20 protein-coding genes and 3 pseudogenes are annotated in these 22,862 nt (G+C 64.0%); 15 read left to right on the top strand and 8 right to left on the bottom strand.

Features of this window, described 5'->3' with window-relative positions; all coding sequences use genetic code 11:
• Positions 1-72 precede the first annotated feature (72 nt).
• A complete protein-coding gene (locus FHW83_RS19755; protein WP_176648054.1) occupies positions 73-1,680 on the top strand; it encodes an ABC-F family ATP-binding cassette domain-containing protein in 1,608 nt (535 codons plus the stop codon).
• On the opposite strand, the gene FHW83_RS19750 is transcribed toward FHW83_RS19755, so the two are convergent.
• The 3 genes from FHW83_RS19750 to FHW83_RS19740 all read right to left on the bottom strand — a co-directional run bounded on the left by FHW83_RS19750 (position 1,677) and on the right by FHW83_RS19740 (position 6,479).
• Positions 1,677-3,803 (bottom strand): TonB-dependent siderophore receptor, encoded by a 2,127-nt coding sequence (locus FHW83_RS19750; protein ID WP_176648053.1) that lies wholly within the window; start codon positions 3,801-3,803, stop codon positions 1,677-1,679. The two genes, FHW83_RS19755 and FHW83_RS19750, sit on opposite strands and share 4 nt — an antisense overlap.
• A gap of 85 nt (positions 3,804-3,888) precedes the next feature.
• Positions 3,889-5,871, bottom strand: a complete 1,983-nt coding sequence (locus tag FHW83_RS19745; RefSeq protein ID WP_176648052.1) for a glycoside hydrolase family 97 protein — start codon at positions 5,869-5,871, stop codon at positions 3,889-3,891.
• Positions 5,872-5,993: 122 nt separating this feature from the next.
• Positions 5,994-6,479, bottom strand: coding sequence for a hypothetical protein (locus tag FHW83_RS19740; RefSeq protein WP_176648051.1), 486 nt, complete (start codon positions 6,477-6,479; stop codon positions 5,994-5,996).
• A gap of 135 nt (positions 6,480-6,614) precedes the next feature.
• On the opposite strand from FHW83_RS19740, the gene FHW83_RS19735 reads away from it, so the two are divergent.
• The 3 genes from FHW83_RS19735 (at position 6,615) to FHW83_RS19730 (ending at position 7,647) form a co-directional block, all read left to right on the top strand.
• Positions 6,615-6,878, top strand: a complete 264-nt coding sequence (locus FHW83_RS19735; RefSeq protein ID WP_176648050.1) for a hypothetical protein — start codon at positions 6,615-6,617, stop codon at positions 6,876-6,878.
• A gap of 47 nt (positions 6,879-6,925) precedes the next feature.
• A complete protein-coding gene (locus FHW83_RS31095) occupies positions 6,926-7,048 on the top strand; it encodes a hypothetical protein (RefSeq protein WP_255490469.1) in 123 nt (40 codons plus the stop codon).
• Positions 7,049-7,155: 107 nt separating this feature from the next.
• Positions 7,156-7,647: an arsinothricin resistance N-acetyltransferase ArsN1 family B gene (locus FHW83_RS19730; protein WP_176648049.1), complete on the top strand. Its 492-nt coding sequence runs from the start codon at positions 7,156-7,158 to the stop codon at positions 7,645-7,647.
• On the opposite strand, the gene FHW83_RS19725 is transcribed toward FHW83_RS19730, so the two are convergent.
• The 4 genes and pseudogenes from FHW83_RS19725 to FHW83_RS19710 form a co-directional block, all read right to left on the bottom strand.
• On the bottom strand, positions 7,644-8,729 hold the full coding sequence (locus FHW83_RS19725; protein WP_218106358.1) for a thioredoxin family protein: 1,086 nt from the start codon (positions 8,727-8,729) through the stop codon (positions 7,644-7,646). The genes FHW83_RS19730 and FHW83_RS19725 overlap by 4 nt on opposite strands.
• 100 nt (positions 8,730-8,829) lie before the next feature.
• Positions 8,830-9,057: pseudogene (locus FHW83_RS19720) on the bottom strand (cupin domain-containing protein); the annotation flags it as partial.
• A gap of 5 nt (positions 9,058-9,062) precedes the next feature.
• Positions 9,063-9,571: pseudogene (locus FHW83_RS19715) on the bottom strand (helix-turn-helix transcriptional regulator); the annotation flags it as partial.
• A 14-nt stretch (positions 9,572-9,585) separates the two neighbouring features.
• Positions 9,586-10,089, bottom strand: coding sequence for a MarR family winged helix-turn-helix transcriptional regulator (locus FHW83_RS19710; RefSeq protein ID WP_176648047.1), 504 nt, complete (start codon positions 10,087-10,089; stop codon positions 9,586-9,588).
• Positions 10,090-10,218: 129 nt separating this feature from the next.
• On the opposite strand from FHW83_RS19710, the pseudogene FHW83_RS19705 reads away from it, so the two are divergent.
• The 3 genes and pseudogenes from FHW83_RS19705 to FHW83_RS19695 all read left to right on the top strand — a co-directional run.
• A pseudogene (locus FHW83_RS19705) lies at positions 10,219-11,421 on the top strand (MFS transporter); the annotation flags it as partial.
• Entirely contained in the window at positions 11,404-12,414 is a 1,011-nt protein-coding gene (gene tagF, locus FHW83_RS19700) for a type VI secretion system-associated protein TagF (protein WP_373997241.1), read from the top strand. The pseudogene FHW83_RS19705 and the gene tagF, both read left to right, overlap by 18 nt.
• 253 nt (positions 12,415-12,667) lie before the next feature.
• Positions 12,668-13,009: a hypothetical protein gene (locus FHW83_RS19695; protein ID WP_176648046.1), complete on the top strand. Its 342-nt coding sequence runs from the start codon at positions 12,668-12,670 to the stop codon at positions 13,007-13,009.
• 28 nt (positions 13,010-13,037) lie between these two features.
• Here FHW83_RS19695 and FHW83_RS19690 read toward each other — a convergent pair whose 3' ends face one another.
• On the bottom strand, positions 13,038-15,404 hold the full coding sequence (locus FHW83_RS19690; RefSeq protein WP_176648045.1) for a hypothetical protein: 2,367 nt from the start codon (positions 15,402-15,404) through the stop codon (positions 13,038-13,040).
• A 475-nt stretch (positions 15,405-15,879) separates the two neighbouring features.
• Here FHW83_RS19690 and FHW83_RS19685 point away from each other — a divergent pair, with 475 nt between their 5' ends.
• The 8 genes from FHW83_RS19685 (at position 15,880) to FHW83_RS19650 (ending at position 22,861) form a co-directional block, all read left to right on the top strand.
• Positions 15,880-16,524: a TetR/AcrR family transcriptional regulator gene (locus tag FHW83_RS19685; protein WP_176648044.1), complete on the top strand. Its 645-nt coding sequence runs from the start codon at positions 15,880-15,882 to the stop codon at positions 16,522-16,524.
• Between the two features lie 169 nt (positions 16,525-16,693).
• Positions 16,694-17,347 (top strand): protein-L-isoaspartate O-methyltransferase, encoded by a 654-nt coding sequence (locus tag FHW83_RS19680; protein ID WP_176648043.1) that lies wholly within the window; start codon positions 16,694-16,696, stop codon positions 17,345-17,347.
• Between the two features lie 15 nt (positions 17,348-17,362).
• Positions 17,363-17,686, top strand: a complete 324-nt coding sequence (locus tag FHW83_RS19675) for a rhodanese-like domain-containing protein (RefSeq protein ID WP_092276611.1) — start codon at positions 17,363-17,365, stop codon at positions 17,684-17,686.
• Positions 17,687-17,774: 88 nt separating this feature from the next.
• On the top strand, positions 17,775-19,100 hold the full coding sequence (locus FHW83_RS19670; protein WP_176648042.1) for a TolC family outer membrane protein: 1,326 nt from the start codon (positions 17,775-17,777) through the stop codon (positions 19,098-19,100).
• 216 nt (positions 19,101-19,316) lie between these two features.
• The gene (locus tag FHW83_RS19665) at positions 19,317-20,051 is read left to right on the top strand and encodes an SDR family oxidoreductase (protein ID WP_176648041.1); all 735 of its coding nucleotides are present in this window, start codon (positions 19,317-19,319) and stop codon (positions 20,049-20,051) included.
• A 12-nt stretch (positions 20,052-20,063) separates the two neighbouring features.
• Entirely contained in the window at positions 20,064-20,966 is a 903-nt protein-coding gene (locus FHW83_RS19660; protein WP_176648040.1) for an SDR family oxidoreductase, read from the top strand.
• A gap of 51 nt (positions 20,967-21,017) precedes the next feature.
• Positions 21,018-21,956, top strand: coding sequence for a hypothetical protein (locus tag FHW83_RS19655; protein WP_176648039.1), 939 nt, complete (start codon positions 21,018-21,020; stop codon positions 21,954-21,956).
• Positions 21,953-22,861, top strand: coding sequence for a UbiA family prenyltransferase (locus tag FHW83_RS19650; protein ID WP_176648038.1), 909 nt, complete (start codon positions 21,953-21,955; stop codon positions 22,859-22,861). The genes FHW83_RS19655 and FHW83_RS19650 overlap by 4 nt, the downstream gene beginning before the upstream one ends.
• Position 22,862 lies beyond the last annotated feature (1 nt).

The raw sequence follows: 22,862 nt of genomic DNA, 5'->3' as shown, positions 1-22,862 counted from the left end.
CAATTAATGTTGTTGTCCGCTTAACCGCCAGTCCCACCGGGACGGTTTTGACACATCATTATTGGGCTCACCATGACGAATACCTGTCTGACGCTGGAAGGCGTCTCCTTCACGCTGGCCGATGGCCGCGTGCTTTTCTCAGACCTGAACGAAGTTTTCGACCAGCGCCGCACTGGCCTCGTCGGCCGCAATGGCGCGGGAAAATCTGTGCTGGCGCGCCTGATGTCGGGCGAGTTGCCGCCGTCGTCCGGTCGTATCGTGCGTGGCGGCGCGGTGCATTACCTGTCGCAGCACATCGCGGAAGAGGGCACTGTCGCGTCGCTGGCCGGCGTGCACGCCACGCTGGCGGCACTGGAGCGCATCGAGAACGGCAGCGCCGATCCGGCCGATTTCGACGTCGTCGGCGAACGCTGGGATATCCGCGAGTGCTTGCAGCAGGAACTGGATAGCAACGGCTTGCCGCATTTGCGACCCGATACGCCGGCAGCGGCGCTTAGCGGCGGCGAAGCGATGCGCGTGTCGCTGATCGCCGCCTGGCTGTCCGGCGCTTCCTTCCTGATCCTTGATGAGCCAAGCAACCACCTGGACCGCGCCAACCGCCTGGAATTAATGGCGCAGTTGCGGCGCTGGCCGCGTGGCCTGCTGGTGATTAGCCACGACCGTGAACTGTTGGAGCAAATGGAGCGTATTGTCGAGTTGTCGCCGCTCGGTCTGCGCAGCTACGGCGGCGGTTATTCCTTCTACGCCGAGTACAAGCGCGCGGAACGCGAAAGTGCGCAGCGGCAGCTGGAGCAGCGCAAGCTGGAGCGCAAGCGCGAGACGCAGGCCATGCGCGAACAGCAGGAGCGCCAGGAGCGCCGACTCGCAAAAGGCGCCAGCGATGGCCGTGACGCCAACCAGGCCAAGATTCTGCTGGGCGGGCAAAAGAACCGTGCGCAGGGCACGACGGGCAAGCTGCGGCAACAGCACGTGGCCCAGCGGGATGCATTGGCGCAGCGGGTGCTGGAAGCCGCGCGGCAGGTCGCGCCCGATGCCAGCGTCGCCATGCACGCGCTGGCCGGGCCGCAGGCCGCGAGCCTGCGGCTCGTCGAGCTGGAAGATGTGGGACTGCCATATGTGCCGCAGGCCACGCGCACCATCAATCTCGCGATCACTGGCCGGCAGCGCATCGGCGTGACTGGTCCCAACGGCTGCGGCAAATCCACTTTGCTTAAGCTGCTGGCCGGCCAGGTTACGCCGTTGACTGGAGTCTGCGTGGTGACCGCGCGGACGGCGTATCTCGATCAGCAACTGGCAGGATTGGCGCCGCAGCGCTCCGCCATCCAGCACCTGCTGGACGCGAATCGCGAAGGCGGCGAATCCATGCTGCGTACGCATCTCGCGCAAATTGGGCTGGACGCGCAACTGGCCACCGCGCCGGTCGGCACGCTTAGTGGCGGCGAGCGGTTGAAAGTGGCTCTGGCTTGCGCGCTGTACGCGCATCCGCCGGCGCAGCTATTATTGCTGGATGAGCCGAGCAATCACCTCGACCTGGCCGCGCTGGAAGCGTTGGAGGCCATGCTGCGCCAGTACCAAGGCGCGTTGATGGTGGTATCGCACGATGAAACCTTCATGCAGGCGCTGCGCCTTACGCATCGCCTGCACGCCGGCACCGAAGGCTGGCGCATGGTCGAAGTTTAGAGATCGATAGCGGCCGACAGCAGCAATGTGCGCGGCGCACCCTGAACGAACGCTCCATAGGACGCGACGCCAGACCAGTAATTCCGGTTCGCCACGTTCATCACGCTGGCGCGGAACACCGTGTCCTTGCCGGCGACCTTGGTGCGATAGCGCGCGCCGAAATCGAGGCGCGTCCAGTCCGGAATGCTTTGCGTATTGGCCTGGTTGACGTACTGCTTGCCGGTATGGGACACGCTGCCCGTCAAGGTGAAGCCCGACAGCCAGGCCGCGTCCCACTCGGCGCCAAGATTGGCTTGCGAGGATGGCACGCCGACCGGCGTCCTGCCCAGCGTCGTCGCGCTGTTGGTGCGCGTCAGCTCGGCGTCGATCAGGGTAAAGCCACCTGTCAGGCGCAGCTCCGGCGCGGCTTCGCCAAACAGCGCCAGTTCCAGGCCACGGTTGCGCTGCTCGCCATCGACGCCGTACGTAGCGCCGGTCAACTGGCCGCTCGGCTTCTTGATCTGGAAGGCGCTCAGTGTCGCGGCCAGCGTGCCGCGTTCCAGCTTGATGCCGATTTCGTTCTGCTTCGACTTGTACGGTGCGAAAATTTCACCGGCGTTGGACGCGGTCGGCGGCGCGGTGTCGCCCTTGCTCAATCCTTCGATGCGATTGGCATAGAGCGACAACTGTCGCCAAGGCTTGTACGCCACGCCCACCATCGGCGTGGTGGCGTGCTTGTCATACAGGGCGGTGGTGGCGCCGGCGGCGTTGAAATTCTCCGACTTCACCTGCTGGCGCCTGACGCCCAGCGTGATGAGCAAACGTTCGTCCAGCGCGGTCACGGTATCCGCCAACGCGGCACCGGACAGATGGGTCTCCGAAATCTTCGGCACGAAGGCCGGCGCGGCGGGGCTTTGCACCGGTGCGGAGACCGGCGTATAGATATTCGACAGCATCGCCGTGCCGCTGACCGATGCGCGATCCAACTGGTCGCGGTAGCGGCTTGCCTGCAGCGTGACGGTGTGCCGCACCCCGGCCGTGTCGAACGCCGCGCGCAGGCCGCCGTCGATGGTGGCGCGTTCCGCGTCGAGGCGGAAGTTATCGGGTGTGACACGGGTATCGCCGGCCGCGTTGAGAATGGTCGGCGTGCCAAACAGACGCGCCACATGCGTGCGCGCGCCGCCGGTGTTGGCGAACAACGTCAACCGCTCCGAGACGTCATATTCGGCGCGCAGCAACAGCGAGCGGTCTTCGATCCTCGCCCACTCCCAGCCCTGCGTGACATTGTTGCCGCCCTCCGGTGCTGACGGCACGGCCACGCCGGCCGCTGCCAGGAAGGGGCGCGACGGCGCGTCGAAGCGCTCCGTCTGGGCCAGCGCATCCAGTGTCACGCGCAGTTGGTCTCCCTGATAATCGAGCGCCAGCGCGCCCACGCCGGCCTTGCGGTATTGTTTGTCGACCGGCGTGTCGCCGCGCTGCACGCTGCCGTTGATGCGTACGCCGAACTGGCGGGTGGCGCCGAAGCGGCGGCTGATGTCCGCATGGGCGCCACCCTGGGCGTCGCTGCCGTAGTCCATCGAAAGGCGCGTCAGGTCGGTGTTGAGCGCGCGCTTGGGTACCACGTTGACCACGCCGCCGATGCCGCTGTTGGGCGACATCCCATACAGCAGCGCGGCCGGTCCCTTGATCACTTCCACCCGCTCCGCGTAGTCGGCAAACACGCGGTAGTTGGGCGCCACGCCATACTGGCCGTCCAGCGCGATCTCGCCGACATTGCCTTCGCCAATCGCAAAACCACGGATGAAGAACGCATCGAGGATACCGCCGGTCTGGCCGGTGGCGCGTACCGAGGGATCGCGCGCCAGCACGTCGGCCACGCTGACCGCCTGCTGGTCGGCGATGGCCTGCGCGGTGTAGCTGCTGACGTTGAACGGGGTGGACATCACGTCCATGTTGCCCAGCATGCCGAGACGCGCCTTGCGCGCCACCTGGCCGCCGGCGAAGTTGTCGTCGCGTTCCGCGCTGACGGTGACTTGCGGGAGGGCGGTATCGGCTGGTTGAGCGCCGTCCTCGGCGTGCGCTGGGCACAGCGCAGCCGCCGCCAGCAGGGCCATGGCGGCGCCTTGTTCCGGTTTTACGTGCATAAATTACTTTCGTGAATATTGAATGATAATGATTCGCATTCAATATTATCACGAAAATAAGACGCGGCCGAGGCCGCGTCCCGTCTTACGGCTTGATTACCGCCACCGCGCCGCCGGATGGCGCCAGCTTGAGCGTGATGCTCTGCGTGGCGTTGACCTTGGCATCGCTGGCCTTCAGGTGGCTGGCGTCGGCGCCGTCCTGCAGCAGATGGGCGTTGAACGTGCCCTTGCCGAGGAAGGACAGCGGCACCTTCACAGTGCGGCCGGCCTCATTGGTCATGGCGCCGATGTACCAGGTGTCGCCCTTGCGGCGGGCGGAGACGATGTACTGGCCGATGTCGCCGGCGATGATGCGGGTTTCGTCCCACGACGTTGGCACGGTCTGGATGAACTCCGCGCCATCGGCCCACGAGCCGTCGGCGTTCTTGTAGGCGGCCGGGCTGTCGGACACCATCTGGAACGGGCTGTCGTACACCACGTACATGGCGACGGCCTGGCCGCGCGTGGTCATCACCGCCGGCTCATGATTGCGATACGCGAAGGTCGACGGCGTGACGTTGCGGAAGCCGCCCGGCGTGTAATCCATGGGGCCGAGGATCATGCGGGTGAACGGCAGCGTGACGTTGTGCGTGGCGGTGATGCGCGCGCTCCACTTGTTGTTCTCCGCTCCCAGCACGCCTTCCTGCGTGATGTAGTTGGGCCAGGTGCGGTTCAGGCCATTCGGCGGGTAGGCGCCGTGCAGGTCGACCATCAGCTTATGCTCGGCGGCCTTGGCCAGCACCTTGTGATACCAATCGACCATTTCCTGGTCGTTGCGGTTCATGAAGTCGAGCTTCACGCCCTTGATGCCCCAGGCGGCGTACTGCTTGAAGGCGGCGTCCATCTGGTTGTCCAACTGCTGCCACTGCACCCAGACCCAAACCCCCACGCCTTTCGATTTCGCGTACTGCATCAGGGCCGGCATGTCCATCTCCGGCTTGGCGCGGGTGACGTCGGCCTGCGGATTCGGTTCGACGTCGCTGCCCACCGACCAGCCTTCGTCGATCAGGATGTCGTCCAGCTTCATCTCCTTCGAGAAGTCGATGAAGGCCTTGTAGGTGGCGGTGTTCACGCCCGCGTTCGGCACGTTGACGGCCCAGTCGTTCCACCAGTCCCACGAGGTCTTGGACGGCTTGATCCAGCTGGTGTCCTTGATTTGCGACGGCGTCGCCAGCGTGGGGATCAGCGACGACGCGGTCAGGTCGCCGGGCGCGTCGCCCAGCATCACCACGCGCCATGGGCTCTGGAAGCCTTGTCCCTTCAGGCTTACCTGCGCGGAGACGGTTTTACGGAAACGGAAATCGCGGTTGTTGTCGAAGCGCGGCGGCAGCGTCACCATCACGCCCAGGCCGGCGTCGCCACGGCCGGAGAGGAAGAATCCTGGGTAGTCCTTGACGTCCGATTCGGCGATGGCGAAGGTGGTGGTGCCGGCGCCGGTCTTGCACACCAGCGGCGCCATGAAGTTATGGAAGTTGCGGATGCCCGATGATTTGATCTTGTCGTATTCCGCCTCGAAGCTGGTATCGAAGCGCCCCATGTTGGCGCCCCAGCAGTCGTAGTCCTTGGCGAAGTTGAATTGCGTCGCCTCGCTCATCACCTTGAAGCCCGACAGGCCGGTCTGCTCCGGCACCACGTAGCGCAGCGCCACGCCGTTGTCGTAGGCGCGCACCAGCAGCTTGAATTGCGGCGCCTTGCCGTTGGCGGCGAACGCCAGGCTCGATTCGTTGAAATGATCGGGCGCGCTGTGCGCCTTGCCGACCACGATGTCGTAAGTGTCCTTGACGCTGCGCTCCGCGTGGCCGCTCAGCTTCGCGCCCGGACCGATGGCGCCGATGTCCAGATTGAGACCCAGCGGGGAGGGTTCAATAATCCGCTTGCCGTCGCGGCTCACGGTGTAGGTCAGCTTGTCGCTGTCGACCGCCACCACGTTGCGCCCATCGGGCGATTTGACGGTGACGGTTTCCGCGTGGGCCGATGCGGCCAGGGTGATGAGCGCGAGCAGGCTTGCGGCGCGGGTATGATCTGCCATGAAGTCTCCGGGGATTATCTTTATCCCCCATTGTGCAATCAGCACCGCTGCGCCGCAATTATGAAAATCACCAAAAAGCGGAATGTTTATTTACCCGCGACGCAACGGCGCCGCCGGGCGGCTTACTCAAACTGGATCCGCGTGATGTAGTAGGGCGTGTAGGCGTTCGCCTGCCCCTGCCAGCAGATGCCGTCGATGTTCTTGCCATCGGGGACCAGCTCCTTGAGCGGCACCTCCACCTGGGTCCAGGTCTTGGCCTTGGGCTGGATGATGAAGTTGGAATCGACCGGCTTGCCGTCGACCATGGCCTTGATCATCAGCGTTTGCCCGCCCTGGCCGCCGCCGTTGATGCTGAACGTGAGCTTGCTGTAGCCGGCGGTGGGGAAGGCGTCGTGGTGCAGCGCCAGCGCGCTCCAGGGCTCGCCCTGCACCTTGATTGGCTTGCTGCCGCCGGCCGGCACGGACAGGTCGACCTTGGCCCAGCTCCAGCTTTGCCAGCCGTTTTTCAGTTCATCGTCGTACACCACGAAGGCTTGGGTTTGGGCGAGGGAGGACTTGGCCAGCGCCAGTCCTGCCACGGCCGCGATAAATCCGCGACGAGTAGGCATAGTGTGTGTCTCCTTACATTTTTAGTTATGAGTGCAGAAAAATGTACAACCGGGCCGGCAATCTTTCAACAAATCTCTGCGGTTCACGGTCTGTTTAGTCGGACGCGCGCAACGCAATTGTCGTAGAATGGACGCATGCGTCTCTTCCGTCTCCTGCTGCTGGCACTGTTTATCCTGGGCTCCTCCGCGCAAGCGGTGACCCCGGTGCACAAGTGCTGCCCGTCGGCGGCGTGCGACATTGCCCAGTGCATCGACATGGGCTGTGCGCCGCCGGCGCCGGCCGTGGCCTTCAACCGCCCGGCCGCCGCGCTGCCGCTCGTGGCGGCGCCGGCGCCCGCCGCGCCGCTGACGAAGCACATCCCCGATCCTTATGAAGAAGTGTGGACACCGCCGGACTGACCGCCGTCAGCCCGCAACCATCCCATACACTCAATAAGGAAACCAACATGAAGATCACTAAATTCGCGCTGGCCGCTGGCCTGCTTCTGAGCTCCGCCATGGCCCTGGCGGCCAACGCCGGCTGCTGCGGCGATGCGATTTGCTGCATCAAGATGCTGCTCTGCTGCTAAGCGCCGCTAACTGACCAAATGGCCCGCCGCACTGAACGCGCTCAAGATCGCGCTCGGTGCGGACGGGCCATTTTTGTTAGGATGTTAAAAAAAACCTGGAGCAGCCCATGCAGATTCGTGACGCCGTTGCCGACGACGCCAAGGCGATTGCCGCCATTTACAATCCTTTCATCGCCAACACCACCATCAGCTTCGAGGAGGAGCCGGTGAGCGACGCCGCGATGGCGCAGCGCATCGCCGACGTGCAGGCCGGCGGCTTGCCCTGGCTGGTGGCGGAGCGCGACGGCAAGGTGGCGGGCTACGCCTACGCCACCAAGTGGCGGGTGCGCCACGCGTACCGGTTTTCGGTCGAGAGCTCGGTCTACCTCGCGCCCGAGTGCGCGGGGCAGGGCCTGGGCACGGCGCTGTATGCCGCGCTGTTCGAACAGCTGGCGGCGCGCGGCTGCCACCTGGTCATCGGCGGCATCGCCTTGCCGAACGACGCCAGCGTTGCCCTGCATGAGAAGATGGGCTACGAGAAGGTGGCCCACTTCCGTGAAGTCGGCTTCAAGTTCGGCCGCTGGCTGGACGTGGGCTACTGGCAGAAAACGCTGGCTTAGCCGAAGGTGAAGGCAAAGGCCTCGGCGCCCTTGTCGAGGAAGCGCACCTCGAAGCGGCGCTCGCGCACCTTGCCCGACTGCCGCACCAGCTGATACAGGCGGGTGGCGTCGATCACGCCATCGCCATCGGCGTCGATGTCGGCGCCATGGTCGGCGCCCGGCGCGCGGCCGTCCAGCGTGACCTTGATGCGCAGCTTGCGGCCGGCCGCGCCCGGACCCGCCACCAGGTGCAGGTCGCGCGCGCTGAACTGGTAGGCGATGCCGGCGCCGGCTTCGTCGCTGACGGCGCTTTCGCCGCCCACCACCCACTGGCCGGACAGGCCCCACTGGTTCAGGCCAAGCTTGTCGACGGCGTACATCTGCGCGCGGTCTTCACGCAGGCGAGGCGTGGCGCGGTAGTTTTCCGCCTTCTGGTAGCCGACGTAGGTTTCGCCGGAATTCAGGCTGGCCAGGTCGGGCTGCATTTGTTCGTCGTTGGCGGTGGGATTGACCAGCGAGGTATCGACCGGACCGGGTCCCGCCTCGGCCAGCAGCGACTGGATCGCGCGCTCCATCTTGTCGTAGCCGCCTTCGCCGAACTGGTGATGGCGCAGCATGCCGTTGGCGTCGGCCAGGTACAGCGCCGGCCAGTACTGGTTGCCCCACGCGCGCCAGATCTGCTGGCGGCTGTCGAGGGCGATCGGATAGTCCATCTTGAAGCGGCCGACGGCGGCGTTGATGTTGACCAGGTCTTCCTCGAACTTGAATTCCGGCGTATGCACGCCGACCACCACCAGCCCGCGATCACGGTACTTGGCGGCCCAGGCGCGGATGTACGGCACGGTGCGGATGCAGTTGATGCACGAATAGGTCCAGAAATCCACCAGCACCACCTTGCCGCGCAATTGCTGCGGCGTCAGCGGCGCCGAGTTGAGCCAGGTGGTGGCGCCGTTGAAACCGGCGAAGCGGCCCTCGACCGGTAAGTTACTGCGGTAGGGCGCCGTTTCCGCCGCCATCGATGGCGTGCCGGCGAGGGCCAGCATGAACAGCGCGCCGGCGGCGGCCACGATGGTGCGCCGGGTGCGAATCTGAGTGTTTTCCATTTCCATTGTTCCGCCTTGAGTTCATGAACCGCATGCGGGTGGATTGTAGACGGATTGCGCAGCCGGGCCATCTCCCGATCGGGTAGCCAGGGTCAGGACGTCAGATCCACTGGTCGTTGGCGACGGTGCGATGATCCGCCGGCCCATCGCCCGTGTTGACCACGCCGCGCGGCTCGATCAGCAGCATCTTCACCTCGGTGCTGGCGCGCGGCTTGTGCTCCATGCCCTGCGGGATCACCGCCATCTGGCCGGGGCCCAGCGTGATGGTGGCCTCACCCAGAGGGCCGCCGCGGACATCGATGCACAACTCGCCTTCGAGCACGATGAACCGCATTGCAGCCACCGGTCCGGCGTCTGCCCGAAGGTGCTCAGGAACTGGCGCGTCATATGGCTCTGGTCGGAGAAACCGGCCGCCACCGCCGCGTGGACCAGCGAGGCGCCGGCGAGCAGCATGCGGCGCACCGTGTCGAGGCGGCGCATGGTCACGTGGCGGTAGGGGCTGGTGCCGAAAAACAGGCGGAAGTCGTGCGACAGGCTCCAGCGGTCACGCCCGGTCGCCGCCTCCAGCTCGGCCAGGGTCACGGCGCCCGTGTGATGCGCGTGCAGATACTCGCGCGCCCGCCCAGCATGGCCTGGATGAGCGAGGAGGCCACGTACATCACGCGGTAATGGGACGCCTCGTCGGTGCCGGCCTGGCCATCGTGGGCCTCGTCGGGGTGCAGCACCATGGTGCCGCCGGGCAGGCTGTCGCGGCGGTCGCGCCGGTAGTTGAAGCTCTGCACGCCGGAGATCGTGCGGCCGATGGCGTAGGTGTCGTGGCGGTGTAGCGCGTACGCGTTGCCGGAAGCACGCCGCCCTAAGGTTCGCGCGACGGCGCCAGTCCTTGAATGAGCTTCCCCAACAGCCGGTCCAGCTCCTTGCGCTCCGCGACGTCGAGGCGCGCCAGCGCGTCCTGTTCGTTGGCGACGTGCTTCGGCAGGATCTCGTTGATCAAATCCAGCCCCTTGGCCGTCAAGCGCACCCGCACGCCGCGACGGTCCGCCGGGTCCGGCCGCCGCTCGACCAGGCCCGCGCGTTCCAGCCGGTCGAGGCGGCTGGTCATGGCGCTGGAGGTCAGCAACATCGCCTCGTACAGGTTGGTGGGCGTAAGCTCATACGGCGCGCCGGCGCGCCGCAAGGAGGCGAGGACATCGAACTCGCCTTTTTGCAGGCCGAACTTGGCGGCAAAGGGGATCAGGCGCTGCTTCTCGAGCAATTGCCCGGCTTCCAGCAGCGCGCCGACAGTCGCCATCACATCGCTGTCCAGCTCCGGGTATTCCCGCGCCCACTCCGCCTTCATGCGTTCAATCCGATCTTGCATCCGCGCTCCTCGCCATGTTCCGCCATCCCAGCCGCCATGGTACCGCCTTTGTGCACGGTTGACCAATTATCTCGATGGTGAGATACTTATCTCGATATCGAGAATCTTTTTATCGAGAAAAGAGAGCGCATGACCAAGTTGTTAGCCGTTGCCGCATTGCCGGCCATTGCCATCGTCGGCGTGGCGTTGAACCTGCGCCCCGTGATGGCGGGCGTGGGGCCGTTGCTGGACCAGATCGGCGCCGCGACCGGCCTGACCAACACCCAGGCCAGTCTGCTCACGACGATCCCGGTCGCCGTCATCGGCCTGTGCGCCTTGCTGGGGCGGCGCCTGCGCGCGTGGTTCGGCGAACGGACCGGCACCACGCTGGGTGTCGCCTTGATCGCGCTGGCCTGTCTTGCCCGCCTGGTTTGGCCGTCGCAAACCGGGTTGATCGTGACGGCCGTGCTGGCCGGGATCGGCGTGGCGTTGGTGCAGGTGCTGCTGCCGGTCTTCATCAAGCGCCGCTATGCCGGCGGCGCAGGGGCCATGCTGGGGCTGTATTCGACCGCCATCATGGGCGGTGCGGCGATCGCCGCCGCGTCGTCGGCGCCGGGTGCCGACTGGTTGGGCCTGGCAGGGGCGCTGGGTCTGTGGGCGCTGCCCGCCCTGATCGCGCTGCCGCTGTGGATCGCCGCGACCCGCCAGCCGGAACCGCCAGCCCGCGCGCTGGGGGGCGATGCGCGCCGGGTGGCTTGGTGGCGGCGCCGGCGCGCCTGGGAACTGCTGGTGTTTTTCGGCCTGGGCACCGGCGCCTACACCCTGGTGCTGGCGTGGCTTCCGGCGTACTACACCTCGCTCGGCTGGACGCCACAGGAGGCCGGCTACCTGCTGGGCGCGCTGACGATGACGGAGGTGCTGGCCGGGCTGCTGGTGTCGGCGTTCGCGGCGCGCTTTCCGGACCGGCGCGGTCCGCTTGTGATGGTCCTCGCGCTGCTGGTCGCCGGGCTGGCCTGCCTGGTGCTGGCGCCCTTGTCGCTGGCATGGCTGGCGAGCGGCCTGCTCGGGTTGGGCATCGGCGCCTTGTTCCCGCTCAGCTTGATTCTCACGCTCGATCACCTCGAGGATCCACAGGAAGCCGGCGAGCTGGCGGCCTTCGTGCAGGGCGGTGGTTATCTGATCGCCAGCCTGATGCCCTTGCTGGCCGGCCTGCTGCGCGACAGCATGGCGGACCTGGCGCCGGCCTGGGTGGCGATGGCCGTTGGCGGCCTGGTGCTGGCCGTGATGGCGCTGCGGTTTTCGCCGGCGTCCTACGCCGCCATGGCGCCCCGGGCGGTGGGGCGGCGCGGCGCCTTCACGCCGGTCGAGGTCGGTTACTTCGGCAAGCTGCCCAGCCATGGCGACTTCGTCAAGGGCAGCGCCAGCCCGGCCCTGATGCGGGAACTGGACGGCTGGCTGTCCAAGGCGATGGAGCTGATGAGCGGGAACGCGCGCTGGCAACTGGCGTATGACGCCGTCGCGCCGCTGCATTTCGCCTTCGTCTGCCCGCGCCGCCATCACGCGATCGGCGGGCATCTGATTGCCAGCCGCGACCAGTTCAGCCGGCGCTACCCGTTCCTGGTCGCCGGCGCGATGGAAGTGGCCGAGCCGGATTCGTTCGCGCGCAACGCGCCGCTGGTGCTCACGCGCCTGTGGCGTCGCCTGGAGGCGCTGGCCGTCTCGGTGCGCGACACCGGCGATGCGGCCGGACCGCTGCAGGCGCTCACCGAGGAGCCGATCGCGCTCGACCTGCGCGTCGCCGCCTACGATGCGGCGTTCGAAGACTTCCTCGAGCAGCAAACGCTCGGCGCGCTCGACGCGATGCTGGCGCGAACCGGCTACACCGGCTCCACGCGTCAGCTGCTGCCGGCCCTTGGCATGCTGTTGCAGCCGGTGCTGGCCAGCGGCACCGGACAGCTGGAAAAAAGCCTGGTGCTGCCGTTGCCGGAAGACCCGGCGTATCGCAACCCGGTCGCGGCGTTATGGCTGCACCTGATCACGCCCTTCCTGGCGCATGCGGACGTCGAGCTGGCGTTGTTCGTCACGCGCATCGAGCGGCGTCCGGCGCTGGTGCTGGGCTTCGCCGGCCTGTCCGCGCAGACGCTGCTGTCGGTGCTGGACCCGCAGGCCGGCCGCGCGCACCACATCACGTTCGATGAACTCGGCTGGGTCGAACAGCAGCTGGCCATCAATCACGCGGCGCAAACCCTCTCGGCCACGCTGGCGCACGGCGATTTGTCATTGAAGGCGGCGCTGCAAGCCGTTGGCGAGGCTTTTTGGGAAAGGATGCCTGCCATCCTGCGATAGCTTAGGTCAAAGTACGGCGGCGCTGATCTCAATGTTCTCCGCCACCGGCTGGACAATCTTTTTAACGCCATGGCCCGCGTTGCTCTCCACAACCACATGGACCAAGCCTAGCTCGGCACAAACCTTAGAGCTATTTCACGCCACTCGACTTCGAACTTCTCTCGAATAGCCTCCCAGGACAAGTTCGGCTCGGGAGTGATCGTCCTGGTGATACGATTACTGCATAGCCCCCAAGCTTGTGACATCTAAGCTTATGGAAAATCACTATCTCAATCCAAAACAAGCCTTGCAGCATGCGTCCGACGCCAGCGAGCGACGGCTGGTTAAACATCGTCCAGTGGCCATCGCTCTTCGTGGCGGGCCTGCAACTGGCGCAAACGAGGTCTTGGCGCTTGCGCACACGCAGATCACGCTCTGGGAGCAGCAGAACTTGTGCAGTCAGGATTACATCGACGCCTGGAAGGAACTGCTACAAGACCCACTCCAGGCTGCCCAGATTCTTCAAGAGCGTCCATCTCGTGCGGCCGCGCTGCGACGGAATTCTCCCTTCGTGGCGCCCGTTCGCAAATTCGAGGCCTTCGGGAAGGCGGTCTGAATGAAGCTGGGCGATTTAGCGGGCCCATTCATTGTGCCGGTTGAGGGACCACCGAGTTTGCAGTCTCTAAGGCCTTACATAGAGTCGAGTATTGGGGCAAGAGATCTCCGCATTTTACAATGGAGGGCATTTCTGGAATTCTTAGCGAGTCGCCATACAACCTCCAATAGGACTGTGGATCGATCGTCCAGCCTAACGGAGGCAACCGCAGTTGTCGCTCTAGATCAGCCTGATGCGCGCGCTTATTTAGCCACGCGAAGCGCCAGCGATTTTCTTCGCGCTGCAATGATAAGTTTTCAGCTTCAATGTAGTGAGAAAGCCCCCAAGTCAACATATGCGGTTGGTAGCGATGCCCCATTATTTGGTGTTGGTAGGCTTCGCTGTGCCCTCCGCGAGCGGACTCTTGCACGATAGCGGGAGACAACAACTCTGAGAGCAACCTCCCATTGTCGAATCGTGTTCCTTCCACTTGTCTAATTCCTTCATCTGGATTACTCGTGATCTGGACAACGAAGACTTTATCCAGCGTATCTCCGTATCGAGCCAATTCATCGATAACCACGGCGATTTCTGCCAAGCCCGAATTGTCGCGGTAGCCGCCGTCAGCGACAGCTAACGGGCGAAACCCTGGCTTACAGTTGATTGGTGGTGTCAGCATTCGTGGAATATCAAAGGCCCCATCCTGTGCACAGGCCACACCTACAGGTGATATTGCGGCAAAGCGCGCGCTATCGAGAACAGCGCGTCCAACTGTCGCATGGGGGTCTAGCTGCCACGACCATCGTACTGCGCCCGGGTAACTAGAGTACGTAGCACTACGACCATCTGTCGCGGACGTGGTGTTGAAAACTATTAAGGGAAGAGAACCATCATTCGAAAGAGCTCCCATTTCCCTTTCGAAGAACTGGCCTTTCTTATGTAGGACGTTCTCTTCGCTTAGCAGATTTTGCCAAGCCGTCTGCCATGTATCCTTTAGCACAGTATCCCGATCAGAATAGCCGATAAATTTAGGTAGAGCTGCCAACGGCAGATCGTGTAAAAGCATGCGATTAACAACAGGACTTAAGAAGTCGTTCCTATAAAAACGAGAGAGAGCTAAGCCACGTGGAGATGCCCCTCCCGATCGAATGCGCGCAGGATCAGCTGGTGGCAAGCCATCTACACGCTGTGCCAACCAGGTCGCTGCTCCTAGTGAGCCCCCCGAAACGGCGCTGATCATGAGCGTTCGCTCGCCAAATTTTCCTGCTGTGCTGTCGTCCGCCAGAGAAAGCGCGACGCTGGCATGGGCGGCAGCTCGCACGCCTCCGCCTGCCACAGCAACTAAGACTAAGGGACCATGGTCCCGAGGTGTCTCGCCTCGTGCCTTCAACCATTTTTCATAATATTCAAAGAAGCTCGACGAGCGAAACTGCCCGGTAGCTAGCGGAGCATCGTAGTTACTAAAATCCGGTGTTGAGGTTAGTTCATTCGCTGCCAGCACCCCAGCAACGAGATAGGAGTAAATCATGACACGACGAATTAAGCCAATCCGGCTGGTTCGCATTAAGTTGCCAACGGAAAGCAGTCCGGTAAGGAACAGGCATAAGGTATTTAAGCCGAAGACCAACGTAGGCCATATAGCTGCAACGACAAACACAACTAGCACAAGCACGATGGTAAGGAAGTTGATCTGACGCCCTGTAAATCGTGATCGAACAATTTTCGTAGACCAAACAAGCAAAGCTGGTAATAGCCACCATGCAGCGAGAAGAAGGGCCCGGCCATTCCAAGAAATATGTTGTGGGTCTTGCCTGGCCAGTAGAGAGTTAGCGAATATGGGACCGACAATGGCCACATTAGCCGTAATCATACAAACGACGCCAACCGCGAGCATGGACCACTTACGTTTGCGCCACCGTGGGTGGAATATAAAAGCGAGCCCCCATGCTGTCGCGGACACGGCACCTAGGGGCCATAGTTTGTGGTGGTTAGCAACAATGGAAACAGCAATGCAAATGACAAACGACAAGAAGTAGTACTTGCCGAGCCTGGCGGCCCAAGTCGTCAGCAACGAAATTGTAGCGATTGATACCAGAACTTCAGGCCGCCATACGTCGAGCCCACCTGCAAACAAAGGTGAGAGTACGAGCAAAGCAGACAACAGATGCAGTGACAAATCAGTTCGCACCGCTCTATTTTCATTTTTGATCTGTTTGTTTTGGGCTTCTTCTTTCGTGCTGCTAAACGTTGCGCACGCAAGCAGGGCAAGCCAGCAGCAAGCCCACCAAATTAGCAAATCGCAGACGCCGGCTGCGAAGCCCCCGTCATAGTATCCATCGTAGCCGTGCATTGCCGCGGCCAAAGCGCTGCCTAACGAGCGAAGTTGCCCAACATTTTGAATAAGTACAAAAGTCAAAAGTATCAATGCCGTGGGCCAAAGCATCCCACTACTGGAAACCCAAGTCCTTCGATATGACGCCGCGTTTAGGTACCAAGTGTAAATTCGGTTGGGACTTTGTTTGACACTGTTAAGAAATGAAAGGCGGTGAAAGGCTTTAATGTCTCGGGGCATAAAAATCTGCATGAAAGTTTGGACAGTGGGGCCCTGTTGGTGTTCGAAGTACTCGACTAGACCGTGGGAATCAAGTTAAAGTTCTTGCATCGTTTCCAGATATCATTTGTTTCATTTGAGAAATTTTACAATACAGGCAAAAGATAGCGTTTGCAAGTTCCGCAGATGAGATACAGAGCCCTACGTTGGCTATATGAGCAACTACCGATGGATTTTCATGGGATACCGATGGGGACCATCGTCGGCCCGGGTCGCTTGACGCTCCCCTTCCATGCGTTTATATTAATGACTCACAAGTAAGTTACTTTCTCCTACACCCATGCAAGCCCCTCAAGATACCAAGCCACGCTGGGAGCGGCGCAAGGATGCGCGGCCGCAGGAATTGCTGGCGGCTGCCTTGGATCAGTTCGTTGAGCGCGGCTATGCCGCCACCCGCCTGGAAGACGTCGCCAAACACGCCGGCGTGTCCAAGGGGACGCTGTATTTGTATTTTGCCAACAAAGAGGAGCTGTTCAAGGCCGTGGTGCGCGCCAACATCGTCGCCACCATCGGCGAGGCCGAGCAGGACGCCGACGCCTTCGACGGCCCCAGCGGCGAGCTGCTGGGCTCCCTGCTGATGAAGTGGTGGGAGGAAATCTGCGCCACCCCGCTGGGCGGCATCACCAAGCTGATGCTGGCCGAGGGCAACAACTTCCCCGAGCTGGCCCAGTTCTACAACGAGGAGGTGGTGGCGCGCGGCAGCAACCTGTTCGCCCGCGTGCTGGCGCGCGGCGTCGAGCGCGGCGAGTTCCGCCCGGTCGATCCGGTGGTCATGACGCAGGTGCTGATCGCCCCGGTCATCATGCTGATGATGTGGACCCACTCCTTCATGCCGACCTGCGAGATGCCGCCGATCACGCCGCAGGCCTTCATGGAGACCTTCATCGGCACCACGCTGCGCGGTTTGAAGGCGGATCCAGCGTGATCCGCCGCCCCGGTTTTTCCGTCCAACTTGCCTTTTTCGCAGGTTCACCCCCCGTAAACTGCAACCTGTCGCAATTTCCCGCGAATCCGTCGTCGAATCGTTAATATGTGCCTCGATGCCAGTTCAACGATAAAATGACGGATTATTTAATCCCGACCTGAGTCTTAAGATGAATATCGAACAAGCCCGCTTCAACATGATCGAACAGCAAATCCGTCCTTGGGACGTGCTCGACGCCGAAGTCCTGGAGTTGCTGCACGTTGTCAAACGTGAAAACTTTGTGCCGGCCGCGCACAAGGCGCTGGCCTTCGCCGACATCGAAATCCCGCTGCCGGGCGGCGAGGTGATGCTGGCGCCGAAGATCGAGGCCCGCCTGCTGCAGGACCTGGGCCTGAAGAAGCACGAGTCGGCGCTGCTGATCGGCGCCGGTTCCGGCTACCTGGCCGCGCTGCTGGGCCACAAGGCGCAGAAGGTGACGGCGGTGGAACTGTCGCCGGAGCTGAAGGCGCTGGCGGAAAAGAACCTGGCCGACAACGGCGTCACCAATGTGACGGTGGAGCTGGGCAACGGCGCGCAGGGCTGGTCCAACGGTGCCCCGTTCGATGTGATCGTGGTGTCCGGCTCGCTGCCGGTGTTGCCGGAGGCGATGTTGCAACAACTGAAGGTGGGCGGCCGTCTGGCGGTCATCATCGGCCAGGCGCCGGCGATGAAGGCGCAGCTGGTCACCCGCACCGGCGAGGCCGGCTACGACACCCGCACCCTGTTCGAGACCAACGTCAAGCCGCTGGCCTCGGCGGTGGCGCCGTCGCAGTTCAAGTTCTAAGCGGGAAGGGCAGGCATGCAGCAGATTACCGCGCTGGAGCTGGCCGACTGGCTGGCGGACGACGCGCGTCCCAACCCGATGTTGCTGGACGTGCGTGAAAACTGGGAGTTCGAGACCTGCCGCATCGACGGCTCGGTCCAGATCCCGATGAACACCATACCGGCGCGCATCGATGACCTCGATGAGGATGCGGCGATCGTCTGCATCTGTCACCACGGCGCGCGCAGTATGCAGGTGGCCGCCTTCCTGGAGCGTAACGGCTTCGGCAAGATGATCAACCTGACCGGCGGCATCCACGCCTGGGCGCTGCAAGTCGATAGCACGATGGCCAAATACTGACGGCCGGCGCGCTGTCGGCCGGCGCGGCGCCAGGGTAGTAGTGTTTTTGATTTGTTCAACTTTTTTGATGACTCCAACGGAGATTGCAATGCAGAGACCCCTTATCGCCGTGCTGATCGCCAGCGCCTTCTTGACGCTCAACGCACAGGCGGCCGACCTGCTCCAGGTGTACCAGCAAGCACTGGCCAATGACGCGACCTACGCCAGCGCCCGCTCTTCGCTTGCCGCCGGCCAGGAACGCATCACCCAGGGGCGCTCCGGCCTGCTGCCGACCGTCGCCGCCAGCGGCAGCAACACCCGCAACTCCGGCGACGCCACCTCGGCCGAGTTCCTGACCGGCAACCTGGTCAAGAACGATACCGAGTACCACGCCAACACCTACACCGTGTCGCTGTCGCAGCCGCTGTTCAACTGGGGCGCGTGGGAAACCTACCAGCAGAGCAAGCTGGCCCAGGCCACCGCCGAAGCCACCTTCTCGCAGGCCCAGCAGGACCTGATCGTGCGCGTGGCGCAGGCCTACTTCGACGTGCTGACCGCGCAGGACAACCTGACCGCCACCCAGGCGCAGAAAGTGGCCACCACCGAGCAGCTGGCCTCGGCCAAGCGCAACTTCGAGGTCGGCACCCAGACCATCACCGATACCCACGAGGCGCAGGCGGCCTACGACCTGGTGGTGGCGCAGGAGTTCGCCGCCATCAACGATCTCGACAACAAGCGCACCGCGCTGCAGGTGATCATCGGCCAGAATCCGGGCGAACTGGCGCCGCTGCGCACCGGCGTGACCATCGCGCCGCCGTCGCCGGCCACGGTGGAGCCTTGGATCAGCTCGGCCGAGAGCCAGAACTATGCCGTGGTCGCGGCCGGCCTGAACGTGGAAATCGCCAAGCGCGAAATCTCGCGCAACCGCGCCAACCACCTGCCGACCGCCAACCTGATCGCCAGCACCTCGCACCAGCGCCAGACCGGCAGCGGCGGCAGCACCATCAACAACAACGCCATCGGCGTCAGCTGGAATATCCCGATCTTCAACGGCTTCGCCATCACCAGCAAGGTGCGCGAGACCATCGCGTTGGAGGACAAGGCCCGCAACGACCTGGAGGCCACCAAGCGTGCCGCCTCGCAAAGCGCGCGCCAGGCTTTCCTCGGCATGAACAGCGGCCTGGCGCAGGTCAAGGCGCTGGAGGCGGCCGAAGTGTCGTCCAAGTCCTCGCTCGATTCCAACAAGCTGGGCTACCAGGTCGGCGTGCGTATCAACATCGACGTGCTGAATGCGCAAAAGCTGCTGTACTCGACCCAGAAGGATCTGTCGAAGGCGCGCTACGACACCATCATGAACGGCCTGCGCCTGAAGGCGGCGGCCGGCTCGCTGAAGGAGTCGGACCTGGCGCCGATCAACGCGCTGCTGACGCACTAATCCCGAGTCACCGTCGTTCCGGCGAAAGCCGGAACCCATGCAAGGCTTGCGCTGTCCTGGCGCTCGCGTTCCATGGGTTCCGGCCTTCGCCGGAACGACGTTTACGTGGATTATTAGCGAAAATTGCATAGTGATAGCAATTTTCATGGATTTATTCCATTCTTGTGCGGGCGGATACTAGCTCCATCGTCACCAACACAACGAAGGAGCAAGACCATGAAACAAGTCGCTATCGTCACCGGCGCATCGCGCGGCATCGGCGCCGCCATCGCCCAACGCCTGGCCAAGGACGGCTTTGCCGTGGTGGTCAACTACGCCGGCAACGCCGCCGAGGCCGACAAGGTCGCCGCCGCCATCCACGCCGACGGCGGCCGCGCCATCGCCATCCAGGCCGACGTCGCCAGCAGCGCCGACGTGCGCCGCCTGTTTGACCAGACCATCGCCCAGCTGGGCCGGGTGGACGTGCTGGTCAACAACGCCGGCATCATGCCGCCGCACTTGCCGCAGCTGTCCGCCACCGACGACGACACCTTCGACCGCCTGGTGGCCGTCAACCTCAAGGGCAGCTTCAACACCATGCGCGAGGCCGCCAGCAAGCTGGCGCAGGGCGGCCGCATCATCAATTTCTCGTCCAGCCTGGTCGGCACGCTGCTGCCCGGCTACTCGGCCTATGTCGCCACCAAGGCCGGCATCGAAGCCATGACCAGCATCCTGGCCAAGGAGTTGCGCGGCAAGAACATCACCGTCAACGCCGTGGCGCCAGGCCCCACCGCCACCGCCTTGTTCCTCGACGGTAAAACGCCGGAGCTGATCGAGCGCCTGGCCAAGATGCCGCCGCTGGAGCGCCTCGGCTTGCCGGAAGACATCGCCAACGCCGTGTCCTTCCTGGCCGGCCCGGACGGCGGCTGGATCAACGGTCAAACCCTGCGCGCCAACGGCGGCATGGTGTAAGGAGGGGACATCATGAGCAAATCGATTGTTCTCGTCACCGGCGCCGGCACCGGCATCGGCCACTTGTCGGTGAAAGCGCTGGCGCTGGCCGGCCACACCGTGTACGCCTCGATGCGCGACATCCACGGCCGCAACGCCGCCAGGGTGCGCGAGCTGCGCGACTGGGCCTTCGCCAACGGCGCCGATGTGCGGGCGGTGGAACTGGATGTGCTGTCGCAGGCCTCGGCCGACGCGGCGGTCGCCAGCATCATGGCCGAGCGCGGCCGGCTGGACGTGGTGGTGCACAACGCCGGCCACCTGGTGATCGGCCCCACCGAGGCCTATACGCCGGAGGAAATCAGCAAGGTGTTCGACACCAACTTCCTCGGCACCCAGCGGGTCAACAAGGCGGTGCTGCCGGTGATGCGGGCGCAGAAGCAGGGATTGGTGTTGTGGGTCAGCAGCTCGACTACGCGCGGCGGCTTCCCGCCTTTCCTCGGCCCCTACGCGGCGGCCAAGGCGGCCATGGATTCGATCGCGGTGACCATGGCCTTTGAGCTGGCGCGCTTCAACATCGAGACCTCGATCGTGGTGCCGGGCGCGTTCACGGCCGGCACCGACCACTTCGCCAACGCCGGCAAGCCGGCCGACGCGGCCACCAGCGCCGCCTACGCGGTGTACGACGGCCTGATGGACCAGGTCGGCGCGCGCCTGAGCGAGCTGATGCCGCCGGAGGCCGATCCGGCGGCGGTGGCGGCCGACATCGCCCGCATCGTCGGTCTGCCGCACGGCACGCGGCCGTTCCGCTCCATCACCGACTTTGTCGACGACGGCGTGACGGCGGTGACCGAGGTGGCCGAGCGGGTGCGCGTGGAGTTCGCCGAACGCATCGGCATCGCCGACCTGCTGCGCCCTTCGGCGGCAACGATGGACTAAAAGTCAAAGAGGAGGTAGTATCCGGCGCTGTTAGCAAATCGTTAAAGCCGCATGACTACCTCCGCAACACTCACCCGCAAGCAATTTTTCCTAATGGCCGGCGCTTTTGCCGCGCTGGCGCTGTTGATCATGATTTGGCGCTGGGGCGGCACCGTTGAGGATTCGCTGGCCTACTTTAACACCGCGCGCTACCTGCGCGGCGAGATCCCGGCCAGCGAATTGCGCGCGCCGTTCCCGTATCGCCTGCTGGCGCCGGCGCTGGCGGCCGCCATCCCCGGCGACACCCGCCAGAGCTTTGCCCTGTTCAACTGGCTGTGCGTCAGCGCCACCGCCATCATGATGGCGCTGACCATGCTGCGCGTGCAAGCCGGCCGCAACGCCGCCGTGATTGCCGGCCTGCTGATGATTTTGTCTGTGCCCACGTTCTGGTACGCGCCCTACCTGCTGACCGATCCGGCCTCGATCTGCGCCCGCGCCGCGTTCGTGCTGGCGGTGCTGTCCGGCCAGCCATGGCTGGCGGCCGTGGCCGGCATGCTGGGCTCGGCGGTGCGTGAGGAAAACATCCTGCTGCTGGTGTGGCTGCTGGTCATGCGCCGCATCGCCATTCTGCCGGGGCTGGCCGCGCTGGCGGCGGCCGGCGGCTGGATGGTGGCGGTGCGCTGGTGGCTGATTCCCAGCCTGCCCAGCTATGTGTGGGCGCCCAGCGTGTACACCGTCGTCACGGCGCTGCGTGACGTGCGCTCGCTGGCTTCGCTGGCGACGGCGGTGGGCGTGGTGGTGCCGCTGGCGCTGCTGGGCATGCGCGGCGCGGCTGCCGCCAGCGCCACCGCGCTGCGGCCGTTGAAAACGCTGCTGTTATTGATGTTGCTGCCGCCGCTGTACGCCGCGCTGTGCGTGCGTGTGGACGGCCGCGCCATTTGGGGCCTGTACCCGATGCTGATTCCGTTCGCCGCCCTGTGGCTGACCAACCGCGGCAAGAGCGCGCCATGAGCCATGTCGAACTGCAAGTCAGCCGCCAGCCCTCGACCGCGCGCGCCTTGTGGCAGGGACTGCGGCCGCGCCACTGGCTGAAAAACCTGTTGGTCTTCGTCCCCATGCTGGCCGGACATGCGATCAGCGGCGCCACCGCGCTGCAATCGCTGCTGGCCTTCGCGGCGTTCTGCCTGTGCGCCTCCAGCGCCTATCTGCTCAACGATGCGATGGATGCGGAAGACGACCGTCATCACCCCATCAAGCGCCATCGGCCCATCGCCAGTGGCGCGCTGCCGGCCTCGCTGGCGCGCACGGTGAGCGCCGTGCTGGCGCTGGCTGCGCTGGGCCTGTGCGCCTACTATGGCTGGCTGCTGCTGGCGGCGGTGGCGGTGTATTTCGGTGTGACCGTGGCGTACTCGGCCTGGCTCAAGCGCTTGCTGATGGTGGACACCGTCACGCTGGCCCTGCTGCACACCTTGCGCGTGCTGGGTGGTTGCGCCGCTACGCGCATCGAGCCGTCGTTCTGGCTGCTGGCGTTTTCCTTCTTCCTGTTCCTGTCACTGGCGCTGCTCAAGCGGCACAGCGAACTGTTCAACCTGGAGCGGGTCGGCAAGGAGAAAACGTCGGGACGCGGCTACGCCACCGCCGACCGCGCGCCGATCGGCATGCTGGGCATGAACAGCGCCTTTGTGTCGGTGGTGATTTTTATGCTGTACTTTAATTCGGAAAACGTGCTCAAGCTGTACCGTCATCCAGCCTGGTTGTACGGCATCGTGCCGCTGGCCATGTTGTGGCTGGGGCGCTTGTGGGTGCTGTCGTTCCGGGGCGAGGTCAACGAGGATCCACTGCTGTACGTCAGCAAGGATTTCGTCAGCCTGGCCGTGATCGCGGCCTGCGCCGCGCTGGGCGCGGCCGCGGTCTGAA

The organism is Duganella sp. SG902 (assembly GCF_013376005.1).
GTDB lineage: Bacteria > Pseudomonadota > Gammaproteobacteria > Burkholderiales > Burkholderiaceae_D > Rugamonas.
Note: the sequence above shows the minus strand (reverse complement) of the source record. Positions and strands in the feature narration are given on the sequence as shown.

Bases quoted from the DNA above. Each gene is read 5' to 3' on its own strand.
- FHW83_RS19755 (WP_176648054.1), top strand. From the start codon at position 73: ATGACGAATACCTGTCTGACGCTGGAAGGCGTCTCCTTCACGCTGGCC.
- FHW83_RS19750 (WP_176648053.1), bottom strand. From the start codon at position 3,803: ATGCACGTAAAACCGGAACAAGGCGCCGCCATGGCCCTGCTGGCGGCG.
- FHW83_RS19745 (WP_176648052.1), bottom strand. From the start codon at position 5,871: ATGGCAGATCATACCCGCGCCGCAAGCCTGCTCGCGCTCATCACCCTG.
- FHW83_RS19740 (WP_176648051.1), bottom strand. From the start codon at position 6,479: ATGCCTACTCGTCGCGGATTTATCGCGGCCGTGGCAGGACTGGCGCTG.
- FHW83_RS19735 (WP_176648050.1), top strand. From the start codon at position 6,615: ATGCGTCTCTTCCGTCTCCTGCTGCTGGCACTGTTTATCCTGGGCTCC.
- FHW83_RS31095 (WP_255490469.1), top strand. From the start codon at position 6,926: ATGAAGATCACTAAATTCGCGCTGGCCGCTGGCCTGCTTCTGAGCTCC.
- FHW83_RS19730 (WP_176648049.1), top strand. From the start codon at position 7,156: ATGCAGATTCGTGACGCCGTTGCCGACGACGCCAAGGCGATTGCCGCC.
- FHW83_RS19725 (WP_218106358.1), bottom strand. From the start codon at position 8,729: ATGGAAAACACTCAGATTCGCACCCGGCGCACCATCGTGGCCGCCGCC.
- FHW83_RS19710 (WP_176648047.1), bottom strand. From the start codon at position 10,089: ATGCAAGATCGGATTGAACGCATGAAGGCGGAGTGGGCGCGGGAATAC.
- FHW83_RS19695 (WP_176648046.1), top strand. From the start codon at position 12,668: ATGGAAAATCACTATCTCAATCCAAAACAAGCCTTGCAGCATGCGTCC.
- FHW83_RS19685 (WP_176648044.1), top strand. From the start codon at position 15,880: ATGCAAGCCCCTCAAGATACCAAGCCACGCTGGGAGCGGCGCAAGGAT.
- FHW83_RS19680 (WP_176648043.1), top strand. From the start codon at position 16,694: ATGAATATCGAACAAGCCCGCTTCAACATGATCGAACAGCAAATCCGT.
- FHW83_RS19675 (WP_092276611.1), top strand. From the start codon at position 17,363: ATGCAGCAGATTACCGCGCTGGAGCTGGCCGACTGGCTGGCGGACGAC.
- FHW83_RS19670 (WP_176648042.1), top strand. From the start codon at position 17,775: ATGCAGAGACCCCTTATCGCCGTGCTGATCGCCAGCGCCTTCTTGACG.
- FHW83_RS19665 (WP_176648041.1), top strand. From the start codon at position 19,317: ATGAAACAAGTCGCTATCGTCACCGGCGCATCGCGCGGCATCGGCGCC.
- FHW83_RS19660 (WP_176648040.1), top strand. From the start codon at position 20,064: ATGAGCAAATCGATTGTTCTCGTCACCGGCGCCGGCACCGGCATCGGC.
- FHW83_RS19655 (WP_176648039.1), top strand. From the start codon at position 21,018: ATGACTACCTCCGCAACACTCACCCGCAAGCAATTTTTCCTAATGGCC.
- FHW83_RS19650 (WP_176648038.1), top strand. From the start codon at position 21,953: ATGAGCCATGTCGAACTGCAAGTCAGCCGCCAGCCCTCGACCGCGCGC.